This is a genomic window from Acinetobacter sp. M5A5_2a, assembly GCF_053345265.1.
In genome coordinates, this window is sequence record NZ_JBKEZV010000015.1 from 40,599 (window position 1) to 61,912 (window position 21,314).

At 38.0% G+C, this 21,314-nt stretch carries 20 protein-coding genes and 1 pseudogene; 14 read left to right on the top strand and 7 right to left on the bottom strand.

Annotation, left to right across the window (positions count from 1 at the left end; translation table 11 throughout):
* Positions 1-441: 441 nt before the first annotated feature.
* Positions 442-1,062, top strand: coding sequence for a TetR/AcrR family transcriptional regulator (locus tag ACLBWE_RS18015; RefSeq protein ID WP_003652710.1), 621 nt, complete (start codon positions 442-444; stop codon positions 1,060-1,062).
* Between the two features lie 77 nt (positions 1,063-1,139).
* Here ACLBWE_RS18015 and ACLBWE_RS18020 read toward each other — a convergent pair whose 3' ends face one another.
* Complete coding sequence (locus tag ACLBWE_RS18020) at positions 1,140-1,862, bottom strand: pirin family protein (RefSeq protein WP_447604180.1); 723 nt, start codon at positions 1,860-1,862, stop codon at positions 1,140-1,142.
* 572 nt (positions 1,863-2,434) lie between these two features.
* On the opposite strand from ACLBWE_RS18020, the gene ACLBWE_RS18025 reads away from it, so the two are divergent.
* From ACLBWE_RS18025 to ACLBWE_RS18035, 3 genes are all read left to right on the top strand, one after another.
* Entirely contained in the window at positions 2,435-2,662 is a 228-nt protein-coding gene (locus ACLBWE_RS18025; protein ID WP_004641992.1) for a hypothetical protein, read from the top strand.
* Positions 2,663-2,983: 321 nt separating this feature from the next.
* Complete coding sequence (locus ACLBWE_RS18030; RefSeq protein ID WP_003652707.1) at positions 2,984-4,303, top strand: NCS2 family permease; 1,320 nt, start codon at positions 2,984-2,986, stop codon at positions 4,301-4,303.
* A 116-nt stretch (positions 4,304-4,419) separates the two neighbouring features.
* Positions 4,420-5,418, top strand: coding sequence for an adenosine deaminase (locus ACLBWE_RS18035; RefSeq protein ID WP_447604181.1), 999 nt, complete (start codon positions 4,420-4,422; stop codon positions 5,416-5,418).
* A gap of 43 nt (positions 5,419-5,461) precedes the next feature.
* On the opposite strand, the gene ACLBWE_RS18040 is transcribed toward ACLBWE_RS18035, so the two are convergent.
* Positions 5,462-6,019 (bottom strand): cytochrome b, encoded by a 558-nt coding sequence (locus ACLBWE_RS18040; protein ID WP_447604182.1) that lies wholly within the window; start codon positions 6,017-6,019, stop codon positions 5,462-5,464.
* A 238-nt stretch (positions 6,020-6,257) separates the two neighbouring features.
* Between ACLBWE_RS18040 and ACLBWE_RS18045 the strand changes: the two genes are divergently transcribed.
* Both ACLBWE_RS18045 and rnhB read left to right on the top strand, forming a co-directional pair.
* Positions 6,258-6,647 (top strand): hypothetical protein, encoded by a 390-nt coding sequence (locus ACLBWE_RS18045; protein WP_004641995.1) that lies wholly within the window; start codon positions 6,258-6,260, stop codon positions 6,645-6,647.
* A 70-nt stretch (positions 6,648-6,717) separates the two neighbouring features.
* Entirely contained in the window at positions 6,718-7,284 is a 567-nt protein-coding gene (gene rnhB, locus ACLBWE_RS18050; RefSeq protein WP_045125166.1) for a ribonuclease HII, read from the top strand.
* 67 nt (positions 7,285-7,351) lie between these two features.
* On the opposite strand, the gene csrA is transcribed toward rnhB, so the two are convergent.
* The 3 genes from csrA to alaS all read right to left on the bottom strand — a co-directional run bounded on the left by csrA (position 7,352) and on the right by alaS (position 11,834).
* Positions 7,352-7,606 (bottom strand): carbon storage regulator CsrA, encoded by a 255-nt coding sequence (gene csrA / locus ACLBWE_RS18055; RefSeq protein WP_003652701.1) that lies wholly within the window; start codon positions 7,604-7,606, stop codon positions 7,352-7,354.
* A 245-nt stretch (positions 7,607-7,851) separates the two neighbouring features.
* Positions 7,852-9,132: an aspartate kinase gene (locus ACLBWE_RS18060; RefSeq protein ID WP_003652700.1), complete on the bottom strand. Its 1,281-nt coding sequence runs from the start codon at positions 9,130-9,132 to the stop codon at positions 7,852-7,854.
* Positions 9,133-9,197: 65 nt separating this feature from the next.
* Positions 9,198-11,834 (bottom strand): alanine--tRNA ligase, encoded by a 2,637-nt coding sequence (alaS, locus tag ACLBWE_RS18065; RefSeq protein WP_447604200.1) that lies wholly within the window; start codon positions 11,832-11,834, stop codon positions 9,198-9,200.
* A gap of 270 nt (positions 11,835-12,104) precedes the next feature.
* On the opposite strand from alaS, the gene ACLBWE_RS18070 reads away from it, so the two are divergent.
* The 6 genes from ACLBWE_RS18070 (at position 12,105) to ACLBWE_RS18095 (ending at position 18,467) form a co-directional block, all read left to right on the top strand.
* Positions 12,105-13,124 carry a type I glyceraldehyde-3-phosphate dehydrogenase gene (locus tag ACLBWE_RS18070; RefSeq protein WP_447604183.1) on the top strand — a complete coding sequence of 340 codons (1,020 nt, stop codon included), beginning with the start codon at positions 12,105-12,107 and terminating at the stop codon, positions 13,122-13,124.
* Between the two features lie 187 nt (positions 13,125-13,311).
* Complete coding sequence (locus ACLBWE_RS18075; protein ID WP_447604184.1) at positions 13,312-14,397, top strand: hypothetical protein; 1,086 nt, start codon at positions 13,312-13,314, stop codon at positions 14,395-14,397.
* A 183-nt stretch (positions 14,398-14,580) separates the two neighbouring features.
* The gene (locus ACLBWE_RS18080) at positions 14,581-15,747 is read left to right on the top strand and encodes an ATP phosphoribosyltransferase regulatory subunit (protein WP_003652693.1); all 1,167 of its coding nucleotides are present in this window, start codon (positions 14,581-14,583) and stop codon (positions 15,745-15,747) included.
* A gap of 63 nt (positions 15,748-15,810) precedes the next feature.
* The gene (locus tag ACLBWE_RS18085) at positions 15,811-17,130 is read left to right on the top strand and encodes an adenylosuccinate synthase (RefSeq protein WP_003652692.1); all 1,320 of its coding nucleotides are present in this window, start codon (positions 15,811-15,813) and stop codon (positions 17,128-17,130) included.
* A gap of 120 nt (positions 17,131-17,250) precedes the next feature.
* Complete coding sequence (locus tag ACLBWE_RS18090; protein ID WP_133746483.1) at positions 17,251-17,568, top strand: hypothetical protein; 318 nt, start codon at positions 17,251-17,253, stop codon at positions 17,566-17,568.
* Between the two features lie 116 nt (positions 17,569-17,684).
* Positions 17,685-18,467 carry a M48 family metallopeptidase gene (locus ACLBWE_RS18095; protein ID WP_347018656.1) on the top strand — a complete coding sequence of 261 codons (783 nt, stop codon included), beginning with the start codon at positions 17,685-17,687 and terminating at the stop codon, positions 18,465-18,467.
* 55 nt (positions 18,468-18,522) lie between these two features.
* Here ACLBWE_RS18095 and ACLBWE_RS18100 read toward each other — a convergent pair whose 3' ends face one another.
* Positions 18,523-19,572, bottom strand: coding sequence for an NADP(H)-dependent aldo-keto reductase (locus ACLBWE_RS18100; RefSeq protein ID WP_447604185.1), 1,050 nt, complete (start codon positions 19,570-19,572; stop codon positions 18,523-18,525).
* 159 nt (positions 19,573-19,731) lie between these two features.
* The gene (crp, locus tag ACLBWE_RS18105; protein ID WP_005041938.1) at positions 19,732-20,439 is read right to left on the bottom strand and encodes a cAMP-activated global transcriptional regulator CRP; all 708 of its coding nucleotides are present in this window, start codon (positions 20,437-20,439) and stop codon (positions 19,732-19,734) included.
* Between the two features lie 241 nt (positions 20,440-20,680).
* Between crp and ACLBWE_RS18110 the strand changes: the two are divergent.
* A pseudogene (locus tag ACLBWE_RS18110) lies at positions 20,681-20,743 on the top strand (hypothetical protein); the annotation flags it as partial.
* 135 nt (positions 20,744-20,878) lie between these two features.
* Positions 20,879-21,301 (top strand): OsmC family protein, encoded by a 423-nt coding sequence (locus ACLBWE_RS18115; protein ID WP_447604186.1) that lies wholly within the window; start codon positions 20,879-20,881, stop codon positions 21,299-21,301.
* Positions 21,302-21,314: the final 13 nt, after the last annotated feature.

The following is a 21,314-nucleotide window of genomic DNA, read 5'->3' on the forward strand; positions in this document are numbered from 1 at the left end:
ATTTTCAAAGCAGAGTGTTCTCTGGATTGACTACGGTGTTGTTGCTCCGTTATTTGTTTGATTATTTGGCTGAATAACGGAAAGAAGAGTTGAGACACACAGAATTTCTCAGTGACTCTTCTTTAATTTTTTCATATTAATCTGACTTTATGTTCGGATTCAATTCGGGTAAATTTTTAAATATATAAAAGTAATTTATCAATTTCTTGCATAAGGAAAACTTTAATAAAAGTTTATTCATATTGTTGAAAAATAATAAATAATTTATTCTTATTAAGGTCGTTAGAGTAAATATAAGAGTGTTTCGATATCCTTAATTGCATCTATTTTTATGGCTTTTTTTGATCAAGTTTGACAACTATTCGGATTTTGTTTTTTTATTTCTACCGAGTCTGATTACATGCTAATCTGACTTTATGTTCGGATTATTGATTAGATCGTATGACCACGCGTAAACCTCGTCAAACTCGAGCCAAAGTTACTGTCGATACTATTATTGAAGCGGGTTTTATTGCAGTGGCGCTTCATGGACCAAGTGGCACCACCACACGCCATATTGCAGAAATTGCAGGGGTGAGTGTCGGATCTTTATATGAATATTTTAAAAATAAAGAAGAAATTTACGATGCGATGAATCACTATTTTGTTCGAGAAATTTTGGACATGATTACGGAACTTACGCCAACTATTTTACAGTTGGAGTTAGAACCTGTCATTGAAATGATTTTTTATACTTTTAGTGATTTATTAAAGAAAAATAATGACCGTTATTTAACTGTTTTACGTTATGCAGGCGAGTTACAGTACGATAAATACATTCCAAAAATCGAGCAGGCTTTAGTGGAAGTCATCATGAAATATATGATGCATAATCCTAAATATTTAAAAATTAACAACGTGGCTGTGATTACGTACATCTGCATTAATAGTGGGATTTTTAATGTGGCGCGGCATCTTATTTTGCCAAACCCTTATATCAGTTTTGATGAAATGGTGCAGGGGTTAACCACTATGATCATGAGTTATATCAATGCAGAGATGTCGCGCTCAGAAGAGCATTGATCACAGTTAGACTTTTTCAATTTGTATAAACGCTAAAAAAGCCCTCACATAAAAATTTATGTGAGGGCTTAGCTTCATTATGGCATGGTTGGAACTTCTTCCGGACGCATATCAAAAATCAGAATTTCAGCATGATCACCATTGGTAAACGATAAGTTTCCACCATCACGGATACGTGCTGCATCACCTGTGTTAAAGGTTTTACCATTTACATCAACGCGACCTTTGGCAACATGTAGGTATACATATCGACCGTCAGGAATCATAAATTCGGCAGTTTCTTCACCATCAAAAAGACCTGAGTAAATATTAATATCTTGTTTGATGGATAAAGTTTTTTCACCGCCTTTTGGTGAAATAATCAAATGCAATTTACCGCGTTTGTCTTCTTCATCAATATGAATTTGTTGATAACCTGGATCTGTATTTACTTCACTTGGAACGACCCAAATTTGTAAAAAATGTACGCCTTCTTGAGCGGAATGGTTAAATTCACTATGAGCCACTCCACGACCTGCACTCATTAACTGAATATCACCAGGCACAATCACAGAACCTGTACCCATCGAGTCTTTATGCTCTAATGCACCTTCAAGTACATAGGAAATAATTTCCATATTATTGTGAGGGTGAGTACCAAAGCCTTTAGACGGAGCAACATTATCATCATTAATTACAAGTAGATCTGAAAAACCGACTTGTTTCGGGTCCCAATAATTAGCAAATGAAAAGCTATGTTTTGATTGTAACCAGCCGTGATGTGCTGCGCCACGTTCATGAGATAAACGCATATCAAACATGATCTACTCTCCTAATTTAATTTTTTCTCTGAGTGCAGTTTATCGTAGCGATTATTGTAATAAAGCTCTAAAAATGGAAAGCTTGGTACGATTTATAGAACGATAAAATGGAAAGCTATTTCTGAAATAAGAAAAAGGGTTCTTTTAGTTAAAATTGGAATTTTACTTTTGAAGCTAAGGATGAAAAAAGGAAATGGCTGGGTAACTAAACAATTTTAAATATAACAATTGAAAGAAAAATCGATCTTTTTATCTTATTCAGTAGATAGAAAATTTAGAGATTTTTCATGCGATATACACATTTGTCTACACTGCATATTTAAATGAACTTAATAATGGAAATGAATAAAAAGCTAATATTAAAAATAATTAAACACAAACTGTTTTAAAATAAAGTTACTTTTCAATGGAAATGTTTTGTATTTATCAATAATTGTAGTGAGAAATTTAAAATCACCTTTTTTATCAATTATTTGGATGAATGTGTGTTATTGTAAATAAATGTGAAAACATTCACAAAGCTATTTTTTTTTGTTAAGATCATTAACATTAAAAACATAGAGATAATAATAATGATCAATAAAGTATTAATCGTGTTGTGTGTGAGTATCGTCTTTGTATTAGGGTATTGGGCTTATTTAGATACCCAAAATAAAAGACATCAGGAATTGATGCGAATCATTCAAGAAGCAGAACAAAATTTACAAAGCATCGAACGCAATCCTAATCATGCTCATCACAGCAATTTGGCTTCTTATAATTTGCAAGGCTATATAAGCGAGAAAAAAATTATTTTCTAATAATATCGCGCTTTAAATTTCTGATTTTTTGCATCGTCATTGATCATATCTTTTCATAAATTTTGATCATGTTTCGGTTGAATCTGTTAAACTTATTGAACGTATAGTAAAAAAGCTGCATAGTGATTATGCAGCTTTTTTGTGTTTCAAGAGGGGCTGTGGTTATTTCCTATGTATGAACTAGAAACCAAATGAGTGGCATATTTGTTGCTTCTTAAATTTGAGATTCTTGTTTATAGGCCTGAACAGAAAAACAATATTGTTCAGCGACCTACATAGAAGTAAATATCCCACAGTTCAGATTTTGCATAGAGGCTACTTATGGCGGCGCCCAATTCTTCGGCAGGCTGGTTAGAGCGTTTATTTAAGTTAAGCGACAATAAAACCACTTTCCGGACTGAAGTTCTTGCTGGTGTAACTACATTTCTAACGATGTGTTACATCATTATTGTCAATCCACTCATTTTATCTGAAACCGGCATGGATCATGGCGCCGTATTTGTTGCGACCTGTTTGGCAGCAGCAATCGGCTGTTTAGTGATGGGGATCATTGCTAATTATCCAATCGCACTGGCCCCTGGTATGGGTTTAAATGCTTATTTTACCTATTCAGTTTGTATGGGTATGGGTGTGCCATGGCAAACAGCTTTAGCTGCTGTTTTTGTTTCAGGTCTTGTCTTCCTTGCAATTAGCTTCTTTAAAATTCGTGAAGCGATTGTAAATGCTATTCCAATGTCGCTGAAGTTTGCGATTGGTGGTGGTATTGGCTTATTCCTCGCACTTATTGCTTTAAAAAATGCTGGCATCATTGTTGATAATCAAGCGACATTAGTTGGCTTGGGTGATATCAAACAACCTACAGTATTATTAGCGTTATTTGGATTTTTAATGATTGTGGTTCTACACCAATTAAAAATCCGTGGCGCAATCATTATTAGTATTTTGGTTGTTACAGCAATTGCGACTGCCTTAGGTCTAAATGAATTTAAGGGTGTAGTTGGTCAAATTCCTTCAATTGCACCAACCTTTATGCAAATGGACTTTAAAGGTCTATTTACTGCAAGTATGGTTGGCGTAATCTTCGTATTCTTTATTGTCGACTTGTTTGATAGTACGGGTACTTTGGTTGGTGTTTCACACCGTGCTGGTCTTTTGCAAGATGGTAAATTACCTCGTTTGAAAAAAGCATTATTTGCTGACTCTACTGCAATTGTTGCTGGTGCCGCATTAGGTACATCTTCAACTACGCCATATATTGAATCAGCTTCAGGTGTGGCAGCGGGTGGGCGTACAGGCTTAACTGCTGTTGTCGTTGCAGTCTTATTTATTTGCTGTTTATTTTTAGCGCCTCTTGCTCAATCTGTACCAGGTTTTGCAACAGCGCCAGCTTTATTGTTCATTGGTGTGTTGATGATTCAAGGGATCACTCATATCGATTGGGATGATATTACCGAAGCTGTTCCAGCATTTTTAACTATTGTATTTATGCCATTTACCTATTCAATTGCAGATGGTATTGCAATGGGCTTTATCAGCTATGCATTAGTTAAATTATTCACAGGTAAGGCAAAAACTGTACCGTACATGGTGTGGATTATTGCTGCACTTTGGGTATTTAAATTTATCGCGTTTGGCGGTTAATATGATTTTTTATAATTTTCTTCTTGAGCTGTCTTAGTCATAGTTTTTAATAAGAAGAAAATTATAGAAGGGTGTGATTTTTACCACACCCTTTTTTCTTTAGACGTGGAGTTAATATGAATCAAGTCGAGCTGATTCGCGCCTTACCAAAAGCCGAATTGCATGTACATATTGAAGGGACATTTGAACCTGAATTAATGTTTGCAATTGCCCAGCGCAATCAGATTCAGATTCCTTACAAATCTGTTGAAGAAGTAAAGCAAGCTTATAACTTTCATAATCTTCAATCATTTTTAGATATTTACTATGCTGGTGCGAATGTTCTTGTACATGAACAAGACTTTTATGATTTAGCATGGGCATATTTTGAAAAGTGTGCCGAAGATCGTGTGGTTCACACAGAAATGTTCTTCGACCCGCAAACCCACACTGACCGTGGCGTTGCTTTCTCAACAGTGATTAACGGTTTAAAACGTGCTTGTACTGATGCCAAAGCTAAGTTTGGTATCAGCTCTCAGCTTATTATGTGTTTCTTACGCCATTTAAGCGAAGAAGCTGCATTTGAAACACTTGAGCAGGCTTTACCATTTAAGCAAGACATTATTGCTGTAGGGCTTGATTCAAGTGAAGTGGGGCACCCACCAGCTAAATTTGAACGTGTTTTTACTAAGGCACGTGAAGAGGGCTTCTTAATCGTTGCTCACGCTGGTGAAGAAGGCCCACCTGAATATGTATGGGAAGCTTTAGACTTGCTCAAAGTGAACCGTATTGACCATGGTGTACGTTCTGAAGAAGACGAACAATTAATGGCACGTTTAATTAACGAAAAAATGCCTTTAACCGTTTGCCCTTTAAGTAACCTAAAGCTCTGTGTCGTAAATGATATGAAAGATCATAATATCCGTCGTTTGCTACAAAAAGACGTACACGTGACTGTAAACTCAGATGATCCATCATATTTCGGTGGATATATGAATGATAACTTCTTTGCAATTCAGCAAGCTTTAGATCTAACAAATGATGAGTTGAAAAAACTCGCAATCAACTCTTTTGAAGCCTCTTTCATTTCAGATGAAGAGAAACAAAAGTGGATTGCAGAAATCAAAAAAATCTAAATAAAAAAACCGCCTATCTCAGGCGGTTTTTTTATACATACAATTACTTTGGTTGTTTGGTCATACTATTTAAAATATTGTCTTTATCAACAAAGTGATGTTTTAAAGCAGCAAGTACATGTCCAACAATAAGAAAGCCTGCAAACCAAGAAATATAAATATGTAATGGTTTAACGATAGCTAAAAGCTCTGGGTTATCTTGCACTAACCGCGGAATTTCAAATAAATATAAAACAGGGGCAGGGTGACCAGCACTCCAGCTAAATAAACAACCAGTGACAGGTAACGCCACCAAAATCACATAAAGGAATAGATGACCAACATGTGCCAGTGTTTTCATGGTTGGTGACATTGTATCTGGTAATTTTGGAGCTGGATGTGTATAGCGCCATAAAATCCGGATAATCACCAAAAAGATAATGGTTGTCGCAATATTTTTGTGCAACGTAATGACATCACCTTTAAAGCTGCCATCAACGTCATAACTTAAAAAATTTCCACTATAGAAGCCAATAGCCCACGCTGCGATGAAAATGATTGCCATCACCCAATGCAGGACTTGTGCGGTACGGGTGTAATACTGAGATGAAACAGCAGGCATAAAAGACCCTATTTTTTTGTCGTTTTGATTTTTAATTTTATGGGAAAGCGCTGATTTTGAGAAATGTTTTAAATGTAACAGAGCGTGCTAAAAACAGAACGTTTAAGAAAAAATGCATTTGATGAGCTGAGTTTTGCAGAGGAAAATAGTTTGCATAAATGCATCAAATTATTTGTTTCTTATAAAGTTGAGTTTAGGCACAATACGCGCTGCCAACGTTCAATCAAAGGAAAAAATGATGAAAAAATTGATGCTCGCTCTAGCGCCAGTTGTTTTAGCTTTAACAGCGTGTGCAACGACTACAGGTACGGGTACAGGCGCTACTTCTGCACAAACTACAACTCAACAGTTGGGTGTTGCTGCATTAAAAGTTGCTGTAAATGCAAAATGTATTACAGAAATTAATAATGTTTCGGCTTGGAAAACAGCAACAAAGCTTATGACTGCTGAGCAACGTGACAGCATTCAAACCAATGTTTGTGGTTGTGTGAGCGAAAAGGCACCAAATAGTGTGACAGCAGTAGAATTGGCTGCGGCTGCATTTGATGTAAATGCACGTGCTACAATTGTAAACCAAGTGGTTTCAAAAACTGTAAATGAGTGTGTGGCAGAAGCTTTACAAAAGTAATTAATGATTTTTGTATTAAAGAAGGCTGATTACTATTGATCAGCCTCTTTTGTTTAAAGGTAGAGAGTTGATGTTTATTGCTGGTGTAGATGAGGCGGGACGAGGACCTTTGGTGGGTTCTGTGGTGGCAGCGGCTGTTATTTTAGATCCGAATAATCCAATTGTGGGATTAAATGATTCTAAAAAATTAACTGAAAAGAAACGTGAAAAGTTGTTTATTGAAATACAAGAAAAAGCCTTAGCTTGGTCAATTGCAGAAGCAACGCACGATGAAATTGATGAATTAAATATTTTACAAGCGACTTTTTTGGCCATGCAGCGTGCAGTTGATGGTTTGAAAACTCAGCCACAAAAAGTGATCGTAGATGGTAATCAAATTCCAAAAGGAATCATTATTCCTTGTGAAGCGATTGTTGGGGGAGATGCGAGTCATGCGGAGATCAGTGCAGCGAGTATTCTGGCAAAAGTTACGCGTGATCGACAAATGCAGGAATTAGATCAACAATATCCATTATTTGGTTTTGCCAAACATAAAGGATATCCAACTAAAGCGCATTTTGAAGCGATTGCAGCGCATGGTGTAATTGATCAGCACCGCCGTAGTTACGCACCTGTTAAACGTGCTCTAGGCCTATAAATACAACTTCCTAAAAAATTTAAAGCGACTATAAAGTCGCTTTAATTAGGGAGAGAATAACTTCATGTTAACGATTGAAGTTTTTCTGTGCAAAATTATCATCTTCAAAAGAAACTTGATAATCTTGATCAAGATGTTGAAGGTGTTCATGCATTGCACGTTCATGTTGAATACGTTGATAAATTTCTTCGCGATGAACAGAAACCTCTTTTGGTGCATTCACACCAATACGAACCTGATTTCCTTTGACGCCAAGCACAGTAACACTGACTTGATCCCCAATCATTAATGTTTCCCCGACACGGCGGGTCAGAATCAGCATGTTTATCTCCTTGCTAAACGCTTAAAACTGCAATATTGGTACCCAAATAAAAGCTCAACCTCAGTTTTCAGTCAGATTCTAACAGAAATATGAGAACAAAGTCATATTTTGATAATCACTGCCAAAAAACTTTCCGTTTAATATAACAGAGCCGCTATAAAAAAAACTATAGCGGCTCTGTGTTTTCTTTAATTATTGTCGGACAAGTAAACATTTTTTAATGAATAATTGACCGTTTGGTAAAATTAAGCGCGGGCGCTGCTTTCACCATGTTCACGATCTAAACCAAAAGCGGTGTGTAGACAACGAACAGCAAGTTCTAAGTATTTCTCATCAATAATGACAGAAACTTTAATTTCAGATGTTGAAATCATAAGTATATTAATACCTTCATCAGCAAGGGCAGTGAACATCTTGCTCGCTACGCCTGCATGTGAGCGCATACCTACACCCACGATAGACACTTTAACGATGTCATCACGTGTTGAAACTTCACGTGCACCAATATTTTTGGCAGTTTCGTTTAAGATTTTTTCAGCTTTAGCTAAATCAACACGGTTTACAGTGAAAGTGAAATCTGTTGTGCCATCTTCTTCAACATTTTGCACTATCATATCGACTTCGATATTGGCATCACTTACTGGTGATAAAATTTTAGAAGCAATACCTGGTTCATCAGGTACACCTAAAATCGTTAATTTTGCTTCGTCACGGTTAAAAGCAATACCTGCAATAATTGGCTGTTCCATATTATCTTCCGCCTCAGTAGTAATGAGTGTACCTACATTTTCTTTAAATTCATCGTCAAACACGCCGTCGTTATCATTATCAAAACTTGATAATACACGCAAAGGAACTTGATATTTTCCGGCAAATTCTACTGAGCGAATTTGTAAAACTTTTGAACCTAATGAAGCCATTTCTAGCATTTCTTCAAAAGAAATACGGTCGATTTTTTTGGCTTTAGGAGCAACACGAGGGTCAGTGGTGTAAACGCCATCTACATCAGTGTAAATTTGGCATTCATCTGCTTTTAGAGCAGCAGCAAGAGCAACACCTGAAGTATCTGAACCACCACGGCCTAGAGTTGTGATATTTCCATTAGCATCAAAGCCTTGGAAGCCCGCAACAACAATAACACGCCCTGCATCAAGGTCATTGGTCATGACATCTGTATCAATAGACTCAATACGCGCCTTGGTAAATGCACTGTCAGTTTTAATACCGACTTGACGTCCGGTATAGGATTTAGCTTCCACACCAATCGAATTAAGTGCCATAGCTAACATGGAAATCGTCACCTGTTCACCGGTTGAAACCATTTGGTCTAACTCGCGTGGGTCAGGTGTTTCGGTAATGGCTTTAGCGAGAGCAAGTAAGCGGTTTGTTTCACCACTCATTGCAGATACGACCACAACAACCTTGTGACCGTGATCATGCCAACGCTTAACACGACGAGCAACATTTAAAATGCGCTCGGGGGTACCCATAGAAGTACCGCCATATTTTTGAACGATTAATGCCATAGTTTTTCCATATAAGCCATGACCCTGAGAGGCTTTTCAGGGTCAGTTACACAAAAAGTGAAGTCTTATTTTTGTTCAAGCCATGCAGGTAATGCAGCAATAACTTGTCCAAACTTCTCGTTAAGTGGCGCGCCACCTTGTGCTAAGTCAGGTTTACCACCACCTTTACCACCTAACTCAGTTGCTAGATGCTTGATGATGTCACCTGCTTTTAGATTTGCAGTGTATTGTGATGCAACTGAAGCAAGCAGGCTAACTTTGTCACCCTCTACGCCAGCTAATACAATGACTGCGTTCTCTAATTTTGATTTAACACTGTCGTGCAAGTTGCGAAGTGATTTCGCATCTACACCTTGAACAGTGGTAATAAGCGTTTGACGACCAGCAATCGTTTGTACCTGATCAATCAATTCTGACGCTTGGAAGTTTGCCAATTTCTGATTGAGCTGTTCAATCTGCTTTTGTAATGCAGAAACCAATTCAACATTGGCTTGTACACGCTCAACAGTTTGGTCTTTCTGTGCTTTTAATAAGCCATTAATGTGCTGGATATCTGAATCAGTTTTTTGTACCACATCTAACGCTTTAGTACCTGTAACTGCTTCAATACGGCGTACACCAGCAGCCACACCACCTTCAGAAGTGATCTTAAATAAACCAATATCGCCTGTACGCTTAACGTGAATACCACCACAAAGTTCGATTGAGAAGTTTTTCTCATCAATTACTGAACCCATAGCAAGAACACGAACTTCGTTACCGTATTTTTCACCGAATAACATCATTGCGCCTTTGGCCTTTGCTGCTTCGATGTCAAGTAGTTCAGTGGTTACTGCGGTATTTGCAATAATTTCTGCATTTACCAAACGCTCAACCTGTTGTAACTGTTCAAACGTTACTGGTTGGTCGTTAGCAAAGTCAAAACGTAAGATATCACTTGCAACTAAAGAACCTTTTTGTTGTACGTGTGAACCTAAGATTTGACGAAGAGCAGCATGTAATAGGTGAGTTGCCGAGTGGTTGCGAGCTGTTGCATCACGAATATCCGCTTTAACAATCGCTTCAACGTTTTGATCGGCTTTAAGATTACCAACGGTCACAATACCTTGATGAACAAAGGCACCGCCTGATTTTTTGGTATCTTGAACTTCAAAAATACCAGTTTCATTTTTGAAGATACCTGTGTCACCAATCTGACCACCACTTTCTGCATAGAAAGGAGTCTGGTTTAAAACGATAAGTGCTTCGTCGCCTTCAGAAACTTCATCAACTTGTACGCCATCTTTGTAGATCGCTACAATTTGGCCTTGACCAGTAGTGTTGATGTAACCGTCAAACTGAGTTTCGCCTTCAACTTGTACAATGCTGTTGTAGTCAATAGCGAATTTACCAGCATCACGAGCACGTTGACGCTGAGCAGCCATTTCTACTTCAAAACCAGCTTCGTCAATAATAAAGTCACGTTCACGTGCAATATCAGCAGTTAAGTCTGTTGGGAAGCCGTAAGTGTCGTAAAGTTTGAAGACTGTCGCACCAGGAATCGTCTTGTCTTTTAATTGAGCAAGTTCACCTTCAAGTAGTTTTAAACCTTGCTCAAGTGTTTTAGCAAACTGTTCTTCTTCACGAACTAAAGTTGCTTCAATCACATCTTTACGAGCTGCGAGCTCAGGATAAGCCTCACCCATAACTTCGATTAAAGGTTGCAACATTTTGTAGAAGAATGTACCAGTTGCACCAAGCTTATTACCGTGACGCACAGCGCGGCGGATAATACGGCGTAATACATAACCGCGGCCTTCGTTGCTTGGGTTTACACCATCAGCAATTAAGAAACAGCATGAGCGCGCATGGTCTGCAACTACACGTAAAGAAGGCTGACCTTCGTCTTCAATACCAATAATGTTTGCAGCAGCTTTTAATAAGTGTTGGAACAAGTCAATGTCATAGTTTGAATTAACATGTTGCAATACAGCAGAGATGCGCTCCAAGCCCATACCTGTATCAACAGATGGAGCAGGGAGAGGGTGAAGTACGCCATCAGCAGTTCGGTTGAACTGCATGAAAACGTTATTCCAGATTTCAATGAAACGGTCGCCATCTTCTTCAGGTGTGCCTGGTAAGCCACCCCAAATATGATCGCCGTGGTCAAAGAAAATTTCAGAACAAGGACCACATGGACCTGTGTCACCCATTGCCCAGAAGTTATCAGATGCGTATTTTTCGCCTTTATTATCACCAATACGGATAATACGTTCAGGCGCTAAACCAATTTCTTTATTCCAGATGTCATAAGCTTCATCATCAGTGTGATAAACGGTTGCATATAAACGATCTTTAGGAAGTGCTAGCCACTCATCGCTAGTCAAAAATTCCCAAGCAAATTTAAGAGCATCACGTTTGAAATAATCACCAAATGAGAAATTACCTAACATTTCAAAGAATGTATGGTGACGAGCAGTGTAACCAACGTTGTCTAAATCATTGTGTTTACCACCAGCACGTACACATTTTTGTGATGTAGTTGCACGTACATAGTCACGTTTTTCAAGACCTAAGAAGCAGTCTTTAAACTGGTTCATCCCAGCATTTGTAAATAATAAAGTTGGGTCGTTGGCAGGAACAAGAGAACTCGACGCGACACGTGTATGCCCTTGCGTCTCAAAGTAGCGCAAAAATGCTTCACGAATTTCAGCAGATGTCATTAAACGAGTACTCACAACCAAGTCACTCCATATTTTCGAATTTGGCTAAATGTATCAATGCCTGTTTGTTTTATGTCAAACCTGAGCATTTGATACGGGGCTTATTTTTTAAAAACGCTAAATTGTAGCGGAAAAACCCCACCGAACCAACGATTTTAAAAGGAATATCTTACAAAACTGTGATTTGGCTAAAAATCTATATTCAATTGGGCGTGACGTGCTTTACTATATGCCTTCTTTAGCCTTTAGTTTTGTAGATAAGGATAGGTCATGCAACGTATCGCCATTAATGGGTTTGGGCGGATTGGACGTAATGTTTTACGTGCTTGGTTTGAGAGCTCAAAACAATTTCAATTTGAAATCGTGGCGATTAACGATATAGCAGATGTACAAACATTAGTGCACTTATTTAAATATGATTCCACACATGGCCGTTTTAATGGAAATGTGGAAATATTTATTGAAAATGAAAAAGTTTTTTTGAACATTCAATCAAATCAAAGAACGCTAAAAGTTGAAGTTTTAAAACAGGAACAACCTGAGCTTTTGCCATGGTCTAATTTAGATATTGATGTCGTACTTGAGTGTACGGGACTGTTCCGTTCCCACGCTGATGCAACCCGCCATCTACAAGCTGGGGCAAAAAGGGTAATTATTGGTGCAGCACCTTTTGACCATGTAGATGCAGCAATTGTCTATGGTGTTAACCATGCAGATGTGAAAGCGACTGATCAGATCATATCAAGTGTGTCATGTACTACGCAGGCATTAGTACCCTTAGTTAAAATCATTGATGATGCGTTTGGAATTGAAACAGCGCTCATGACAGAAATTCATGCTGTTACAGCAGACCAGTCTGTACTTGATCACGCGCATCGTGATTTGCGTCGTGCCAGAGCTTCTGGACAAAATATTATACCAACTACGTCTAGTGCATTAGGTGCATTAAAGCGCGTTATGCCAAAAATGGAAGACCGTATAGACGGTTATTCAATTCGGGTACCTACTATTAATGTAGCTGCAATTGACTTAACTTTTATCGCGCAATCGCCAATTACTGTGCATCATATTAATGAAGTATTGATTAAAGCTTCTCAAACAGATTATGTAGAAATTATGGCAGTGACTGATGAGCCTTTAGTTTCAAGCGATTTTAACCATTCACCTTATTCACTTATTGTTGATTTAACTCAAACTATGGTCGTTGGGCATCAAGCTAAAGTATTTGCTTGGTACGATAATGAATGGGGCTATGCAAATCGATTATTAGATTTGTGTGATTCTTTCTAAACGTCAATTGAAATAATTTAAGGATGTTAAATTAACATCCTTTTTTATAATTACTAATTTATGATCTGAATAGTTGTAGAAAAAATTTAAAAGAAAATTTATTTTAAAATTCTAAATATTTATATTGTGAAAAACTATCTCTATTTGTATGATTCGCAAACATTAAAATTTTAATTATAGAGTTTATATGAAATTTAAATCAAAAAAAATAAGTGGTTTTTTAATTATTACATCTACTATTATTTTAACCGCTTGTGGTGGAGGCTCAGATCAAAGTACTAATGATCAAGCTGAAAGTAATTTAGAAAAAGACGATGCGATTTACCAAGTTTATTATCAACCTTCTAATTTTTCTTCAGAGGTTTATAGTGATTTTTTTGAAATCACTCAATATCCAATTAAAAATAATGAAATATTTTTTTCAAAGTCACATAACGAACCTTTAGAAAAAGAAATTTTTACCGAAGAAAAAATTCTAAATAAAGGTACACTACAAACAAATATTGTAAAAAGGTTAACTCCTAATAGTTGGACTTATGAACTAACCTCTGAGCTGAAACAAAACTTAAATTTTGAAATCGTTAAGTTAGATGGGGAAAAGATCTTTGATCGTGTCTTACCTGGCTATCGAGACAATATAAATTTTAATGTCGATCAGAGTGATCGACCAAATCAAAATTTAATTAAATTCTATCAAAATTATAATAGTGCTACATTTCCTAAAAATAGTTATTGTTATCGTTTAAAAGAGACTCAATGGAATCAATCTTATATTTCATATATATCTAGTTTTGATTCAAGTCCATCGTTTAGTGAGGAAAAGCAGTCAATCATCGAAAGATATAATAACTTAGGTCAAGATAAAAAGTATTTTAGGCTTCTAAATTCGCAGTGGTACGGCTATAACTTAACTGTTTTAGAAAATTTAGAAACTGGTGATATTGAAAGTGCACTGGGTAATAATAATGATCAGTTTGCTTCTATGGAATTTGTATCAAGCAGCTTATGGGATGCTGATAGAAGTTTGGCGTATGAGAAGTCTCACCTTTATTCTATAGAAGATAACCCGCTTAATAATGTGCACTCCTCAAATGCTTTGAAGCAGAAATTAAAAATTGCAAATCTTGAAAAAGGTTGTTTTGCTTTTAATACTCAAGCAGCTCAAGCTATTCAAAAGCTAAATTTAGTTAACTGGAAACCAGGTGGTAGTTCAGATATTGGCCCATTCTTTGGTCGAAGAACTTTTGACTATGATATGAGCAAAGCAAAGTAAGATATTGAATATTATTATTAATTGTTTAAATCTTCTTTTTGACTTTAGAGTTTATTAAGAAAGATTTATGCAAATTGTCAGGTGCATGGCAGAAAGTATCATGCTACACTAAGAGAAATCGGGTGTGTTCCCGATTTTTTTATGTGGGGTCGTTCCACGTTGATCAGATTTTAGGCTTGAAATATGACCATTTCAGAGACATGGTTGCTGCCTGACGGGGTAGCCGATGTATTGCCGGAACAGGCACAAGTCATTGAAAAACTTCGCCGTGAAGCTTTAGATTTCCTCGCGGTACGAGGTTATCAATTGGTATATACACCATTTATCGAATACATCGAATCGTTGTCTTCATTATCAGAATCAAATCAAGACTTAGATTTAGTAACTTTTAAGGTTATTGATCAGCTTTCAGGCCGTTTACTCGGTGTTCGTGCTGATATGACTCCACAAGTTGCACGTATTGATGCACATGTAAGACCAGTTGAAGGCGTCGCACGTTACTGTTATTCAGGGACTGTATTACATACTAAACCACAAAATTTCAATGCCACTCGTGCACCTTTACAATTAGGTGCGGAGTTATATGGCCACGATAGTATCGAAGCTGATGTCGAAATGGTCGATGTTATGCTGGGGTTGATTGAGAACATCTATACTTTGCAAGGCGCGCATTTAGATTTGGGCCATGTAGGGTTGTTCCGTAGTCTAGTCAAGTATGCTGGACTGTCAAAAAATGAAGAGCATGAACTGTCTGATCTTTATCAAAGAAAAGCATTGCCAGAGTTAGCAGAATTTACTCAAAGCCTGAATATGGGTTCTGATTTCTATGCGCTTGGCCGTTATTCTAGTGATCTAGAAGCATTGCAGACGAATTTAAGTGCCAATATTTTGCAAGATGCGGAATTTAAGTCAGCATTAGATGCACTTAAGACAACGCTTGAGCAAATTAAAGGCCGTTGGCCAAATCTCAATATCGGTATCGATGTTGTAGAGCTACGTAGTTATCACTATCACACTGGTTTAATGTACGCAGTATATGCGCCAAACCGTGCTGCGCCGTTAGCGCAGGGTGGCCGTTACGATGGTATTGGTGAACACTTTGGTCGTGCACGTCCTGCTACTGGCTTTAGTTGTGATTTATATGCCTTAGGTGCAAATCAGTTCGCAGAGATCGAAACTGTTGTTGCTCCAAAAGGCTCAGAACAAGATTTACTTTCAGCAATTTCGAATGCACGCGCTCAAGGTTTACGTGTCGTTCAATTGTTAGGTAATGATGATTTAAGTTCTATTCCATACGCGACCCATCAACTCGTGGCGCAAAATGGTCAATGGAATATTGAAAAGATTTAAACGCCAACGGTAATTTTTTACTGGTGGTTTCCAATTTTAACAGCATGATGTAATGAGGCTATTATGGGCAAAAATGTTGTGGTACTTGGTACCCAATGGGGCGACGAAGGTAAAGGTAAAATCGTCGACCTGCTCACAGATCAGGCGGCTGCGGTAGTACGTTATCAAGGCGGACATAACGCAGGTCATACTCTTGTCGTAGGTGGTAAAAAAACTGTATTGCACCTCATTCCATCAGGTATTTTACGTGAAAACGTATTGTGCTTAATTGGTAATGGTGTGGTACTTTCACCAGCCGCGTTAATTGAAGAAATGGGAATTTTGGAAGCAGAAGGAGTTCCTGTTAAAGAACGCCTACGTATTTCTCCAAACTGTCCACTCATTTTGCCTAACCACATTGCACTTGATCAGGCACGTGAAAAGAAACGTGGTAATGCTAAAATCGGTACTACAGGTCGTGGTATTGGTCCTGCATACGAAGATAAAGTGGCTCGCCGTGCAGTGCGTGTTGCTGACCTTGTTCGTGGTGGTGCAGCATTAGAAGAAAAACTGTCTGAGATGCTTGAGTTACATAACTTCCAGTTAACTCAGTTCTACGGTGTAGAAGCTGTTAAATTTGAAGATGTATTGGCTCTTTGCAACCAATGGCGTGAAGTTCTTGCTCCATTAGTGGTTGATGTTACTAAAGTGTTGCATGACTATCGCAAAGAAGGTAAGGCTGTAATGTTTGAAGGAGCTCAAGGCTCACTTCTAGATATTGACCACGGTACTTATCCATATGTTACAAGTTCAAATACAACTGCTGGTGGCGTAAGCTCTGGTTCAGGTATGGGACCTTTACATCTTGATTATGTATTAGGTATTACTAAAGCTTATACAACTCGTGTAGGTGCTGGTCCATTCCCAACTGAATTGGTTTACGATGCAGCTGCTGATGCTGGTGATCCAGTGGGTAAACACTTGGGTACAGTGGGTCATGAGTTTGGTGCTTCTACTGGTCGTCAACGTCGTTGTGGTTGGTTTGATGCTGAAATCCTTCGCCGTTCTGTAGATGTAAACTCACTTTCTGGTATTTGCTTAACTAAACTTGATGTTTTAGATGGTTTAGAAGAAGTGAAAATCTGTGTGGGCTATGAAAATACAGATTCAGGCTGTGTAGGTTCTTCTGATGCGGTTTCTTTTGAATGCTTGAAACCAATCTACGAAACTATGCCTGGTTGGAGCGAGTCGACTGTTGGTTTAACTAGTATCGACCAATTACCAGCAAATGCTTTGGCTTATGTGAAGCGCATTGAACAGTTAATCGAATGTCCGATTGATATCGTTTCAACTGGTCCAGACCGCGCAGAAACAATTGTTTTACGTCATCCATTCTCTGCTTAATTAGTAAAGATAAAAAAGCCTCCTGAAAGGGGGCTTTTTTATACCCGACTAAAGTGCAGTTTTTGTTTTATTAGATTCAGATTAAAACGTTATATATCGATAAGGAATGATGGGCTCAGGATGAAGCTGCAACCAACTATTTCGAAAACAATCTTTTATTCTTTTTTATTTGCTATTGGTGGTTCACCTACATTAGCGATGTTGGTCATTTATGGGCAAGAATATCATGAAGATTTTTTCATGACTGCTTTTATGAGCTTGTCAGTATTGTTCGCATGTGTGTTAATTCCTGTGGTATTCATACAAAATAGTTATTTACTCTGGAAAAGAGAAAGTCCTAATCTGGAAGAGAAGGTTAAGACCTTAAGTCATATCTATCTTGGCTTAAATGTAATATGTTTGATTTTCTGGATTTATTTGATGACTTTATCTACTTGATCGTTACATAAATACTATGATCATGAAGAAATGAGACATTCAAAGCATAAGCGGGATTTCTTATAATAAGCGCAAAAGAATAAACAGCTTTTTTAACGATTTAGGTGATCCAATTGATGAATAAAAAACTTTTTTTAAGCTTATGTGCTGCGAGTGTTGTAACCATTTCTGGTTGTACAACAGTAGCTGACATGGCAGGCGCGGATACGGCAACGTTAAACGCACAATCCGCACAAAGTTTTAATAAAATGGTACAGGAAGAGCGTGGTAAAGGGACATTAGATACAAGTTCAAGTACTTATAGCCGTATTAATGCTGTTTTTAACCGTTTAAAACCTTATGCGAACCAGATGAACCAGACGGGTCAGCCTTTTAGCTGGCAGTTGGCAGTACTGAAATCTAATACCATTAATGCTTATGTGGCACCAGGTGGTAAAGTCGTGTTTTATACAGGTATTGTAAATAAATTGAACCTGACTGATGCTGAAATTGCAGCGGTCATGGGGCATGAAATGACTCACGCCTTAGAAGAGCATGCAAAAAGTAAAATTGGTGCTCAGGCTTTAACTGATTTAGCATTAAACATTGGCTTAAGCCAGATTGGTGGTGGTAACGTTAATCAACTGGGAGCGGCTGCAGCTCAGTTAGGTACACAAGTGGGTGTGGGCCTGCCATATTCGCGTAGCTTGGAAAGTCGTGCTGACCAAGGCGGCTTAATGTTGATGGCACGTGCGGGCTATAATCCAAACGCAGCTATTACATTGTGGGAGAAAATGAACAAGCTTGAAGGCAGCGGTGGTTCATCATTCTTGTCAACTCACCCATCTAATTCTCAGCGTATTGGTGATATGCGTAAAAACTTGCCTGCGGCAATGGCAGTTTATAATAGCCGTAAATAAGATATAAAATTTTTTATAGATAAAGAAAACGGATGCTTAAGCATCCGTTTTTTATTTAGGGCGCAGGGCTGGGCTGTTGAGTGTGAATGGCCTCAATACCTTGTAAAACTTCAGCAGATAATTCAATTTCAAATGCCTGAATATTTTCTTTAAGTTGGTCTAGATTAGTGGCACCAATAATTGTGCTGGTCACAAAGAATTGTTGTTTGATAAATGCTAATGCCATTTGGGTTAAGCTGAGTCCATGTTTCTCTGCTAGCTGTGCATATTGTTCAGTTGCCCATTCGCTTTGAGGATTACTGTAGCGGCTAAAGCGTGGAAATAATGTGACTCTTGCATTAGCGGGACGTGTGCCATTTCTAAACTTGCCAGAAAGATAACCAAAAGCAAGAGGAGAGTATGCCAGTAAACCAACATCTTCATATTTAGCAATTTCAGACATACCTAGTTCATAAGTACGGTTGAGTAGACTATATGGGTTTTGAACGCTTACGAACTTACTTACACCTAATTTTTCAGCCAAATGTAAAAACTTCATAGTGCCCCATGGAGTTTCATTTGATAAGCCAATATAGCGAATGCGTCCGCGGTTAATCTCTTCTTGTAGAGCAAGTAATGTTTCTTCTAGAGGTGTTGTGTCGTAATCATTTTGAGCTTGCTGGTTGCCATAAGCTAGCGTACCAAAGAAGTTGGTATGACGTTCAGGCCAATGGAGTTGATAAAGGTCAATATAGTCGGTTTGGAGACGTTTGAGTGAACCATCCAGGGCTTTCGCAATATGATCGCTGTTGAAGCGCGTATGGCCTTCTCGGATGTGTGTTCCTCCAAAGCCAGGTCCGGCAATTTTAGAAGCGAGAAAGACTTTGTCACGTTGACCATTTTGGGCAAACCAATTGCCAATGATCGTTTCTGTTGCACCGTAAGTTTCAGGTTTTGGCGGAACCGAATACATCTCTGCCGTATCCCAAAAATATAAACCGTGTGCCAAAGCATAATTGAGTTGTTGAAATGCTTCTTGCTGGGAGTTTTGCTCACCAAATGTCATGGTGCCTAAACAAATTTCTGGAAGCTTGAGGCCTGTGCGACTAAGTGGGTTAAATTGCATACAGCGGAATCCTTGGAAATTTTGAGTTAGCCTAACTGAGAATATGTATTCAACTTAAATCATAAAATTAGAATAGTTTGTAAGTTTTGTGTATTAACTCATTGTTGCATATAAAAAAAGCAAACCGAAGTTTGCTTTTGATTAAAAATTTAATAAATATTATTCGTCATCATCATAGTCGTCATCAGAAACAGGTGCATCTTCTAATGAAACATCAAAAATAAGAATAGCTTTACCATCTGTTTGGATCATGCCTTGATCTTCTAAAGTTTTGAGTACACGGCCAACCATCTCACGTGAACATCCCACAATACGACCAATTTCTTGACGAGTAATACGAATTTGACGACCGTTTGGCAAAATCATTGCTTCTGGCTGTGAAGATAGGTCGATTAAACAACGTGCAATACGGCCAGACACATCAATAAATGCAAGATCTGTCATTTTACGGGTCGTATTTTTTAGACGGCGAACGAGTTGTGCAAAAACAGCATAACTTAAGTCTGGATATTGTTTGCTAAGTTCGTGAAAGTTGTCATAAGAAATTTCTGCAATTTCACAGACATCACGAGTACGAACTTCAGCTGTACGTTGAGGGTTCGGTTCGAAAAGCCCCATTTCCCCAAAGAAGTCGCCCGGATTCAAATATGCAACAACAATTTCACGTTCATCATCTTCACGTAAAATAATTGAAACTGAGCCTTTTAAAATTAAATATAAAGATTTCGACTCTGTTCCGGCATCAACAATTGTGGTTCGTTTTGGATATCTGTTGATGTGAGCACGTTTTAACAATGCTTTAACGGATTCAGGTAGTTGCCCCGGGGATAAAGCATCTGTGCTGAGTTGTGAAAAATTTGAAGTCATGCTTAATATGTTCCGAATAGGGTAAACAATTCACACAAGCCCGAGATGAGCTATTACACAGAAGAGATGAAATTCCTTATCAACTCATTTTATGTTAGTGTACAAAACAAGGGTCTGTTGACATTTCACAGATGGTTGCGACATAAGACAATTCTTTTAGACGTTACCAACCAAGAGCTATGAAATTTAGCCATTCTAAATAAATAGATCTTAACAACGGAACGTACAAAATAACATGGTCTTGCGCTATGCCTGCACTGCTTAAATTGCAGCTCAGATTATGGCTGAAATTTCACAAACTATATAACAAAACTGGACAAAGGTTAGCCATTGTCTGGGCTTTGCGTCTTATTTGGATTAATTTTTAGCTCTAAAGCAATCCATAGATGAAATGTCAACAGACCCTGCTTAAATTTATAATTTTTTTTAGGTAGTTGCAATGCAAACAAGTGTACATTGGCTAGAGAATGTTGCTTTTGAAGCGAAATCAGATAGTGGGCATAGTGTCATCATGGACGGCTCACCTGAGTATGGTGGTGAAAACCGTGGTCCACGTCCTATGGAGTTGCTATTAATGGGACTTGGTGGGTGTGCTTCGTTTGATATTGTGACCATTTTAAAGAAATCTCGTCAAGATGTGATGAATGTTGTATGTAATTTAAAAGCTGAGCGCGCTGACGCAATTCCGGCTGTTTTTACTAAAATCCACTTACACTTCGTGGTAACAGGTAAAGCTGTGAAAGAAAAACAGGTTGCAAAAGCGATTGAATTATCTGCCGAAAAATATTGTTCAGCGAGTAAAATGCTTTCTGATGGTGGTGTTGAAATCACCCATGACTTCGAAATTATTGAAGCTGAATAAGGTGTTTTTTTGA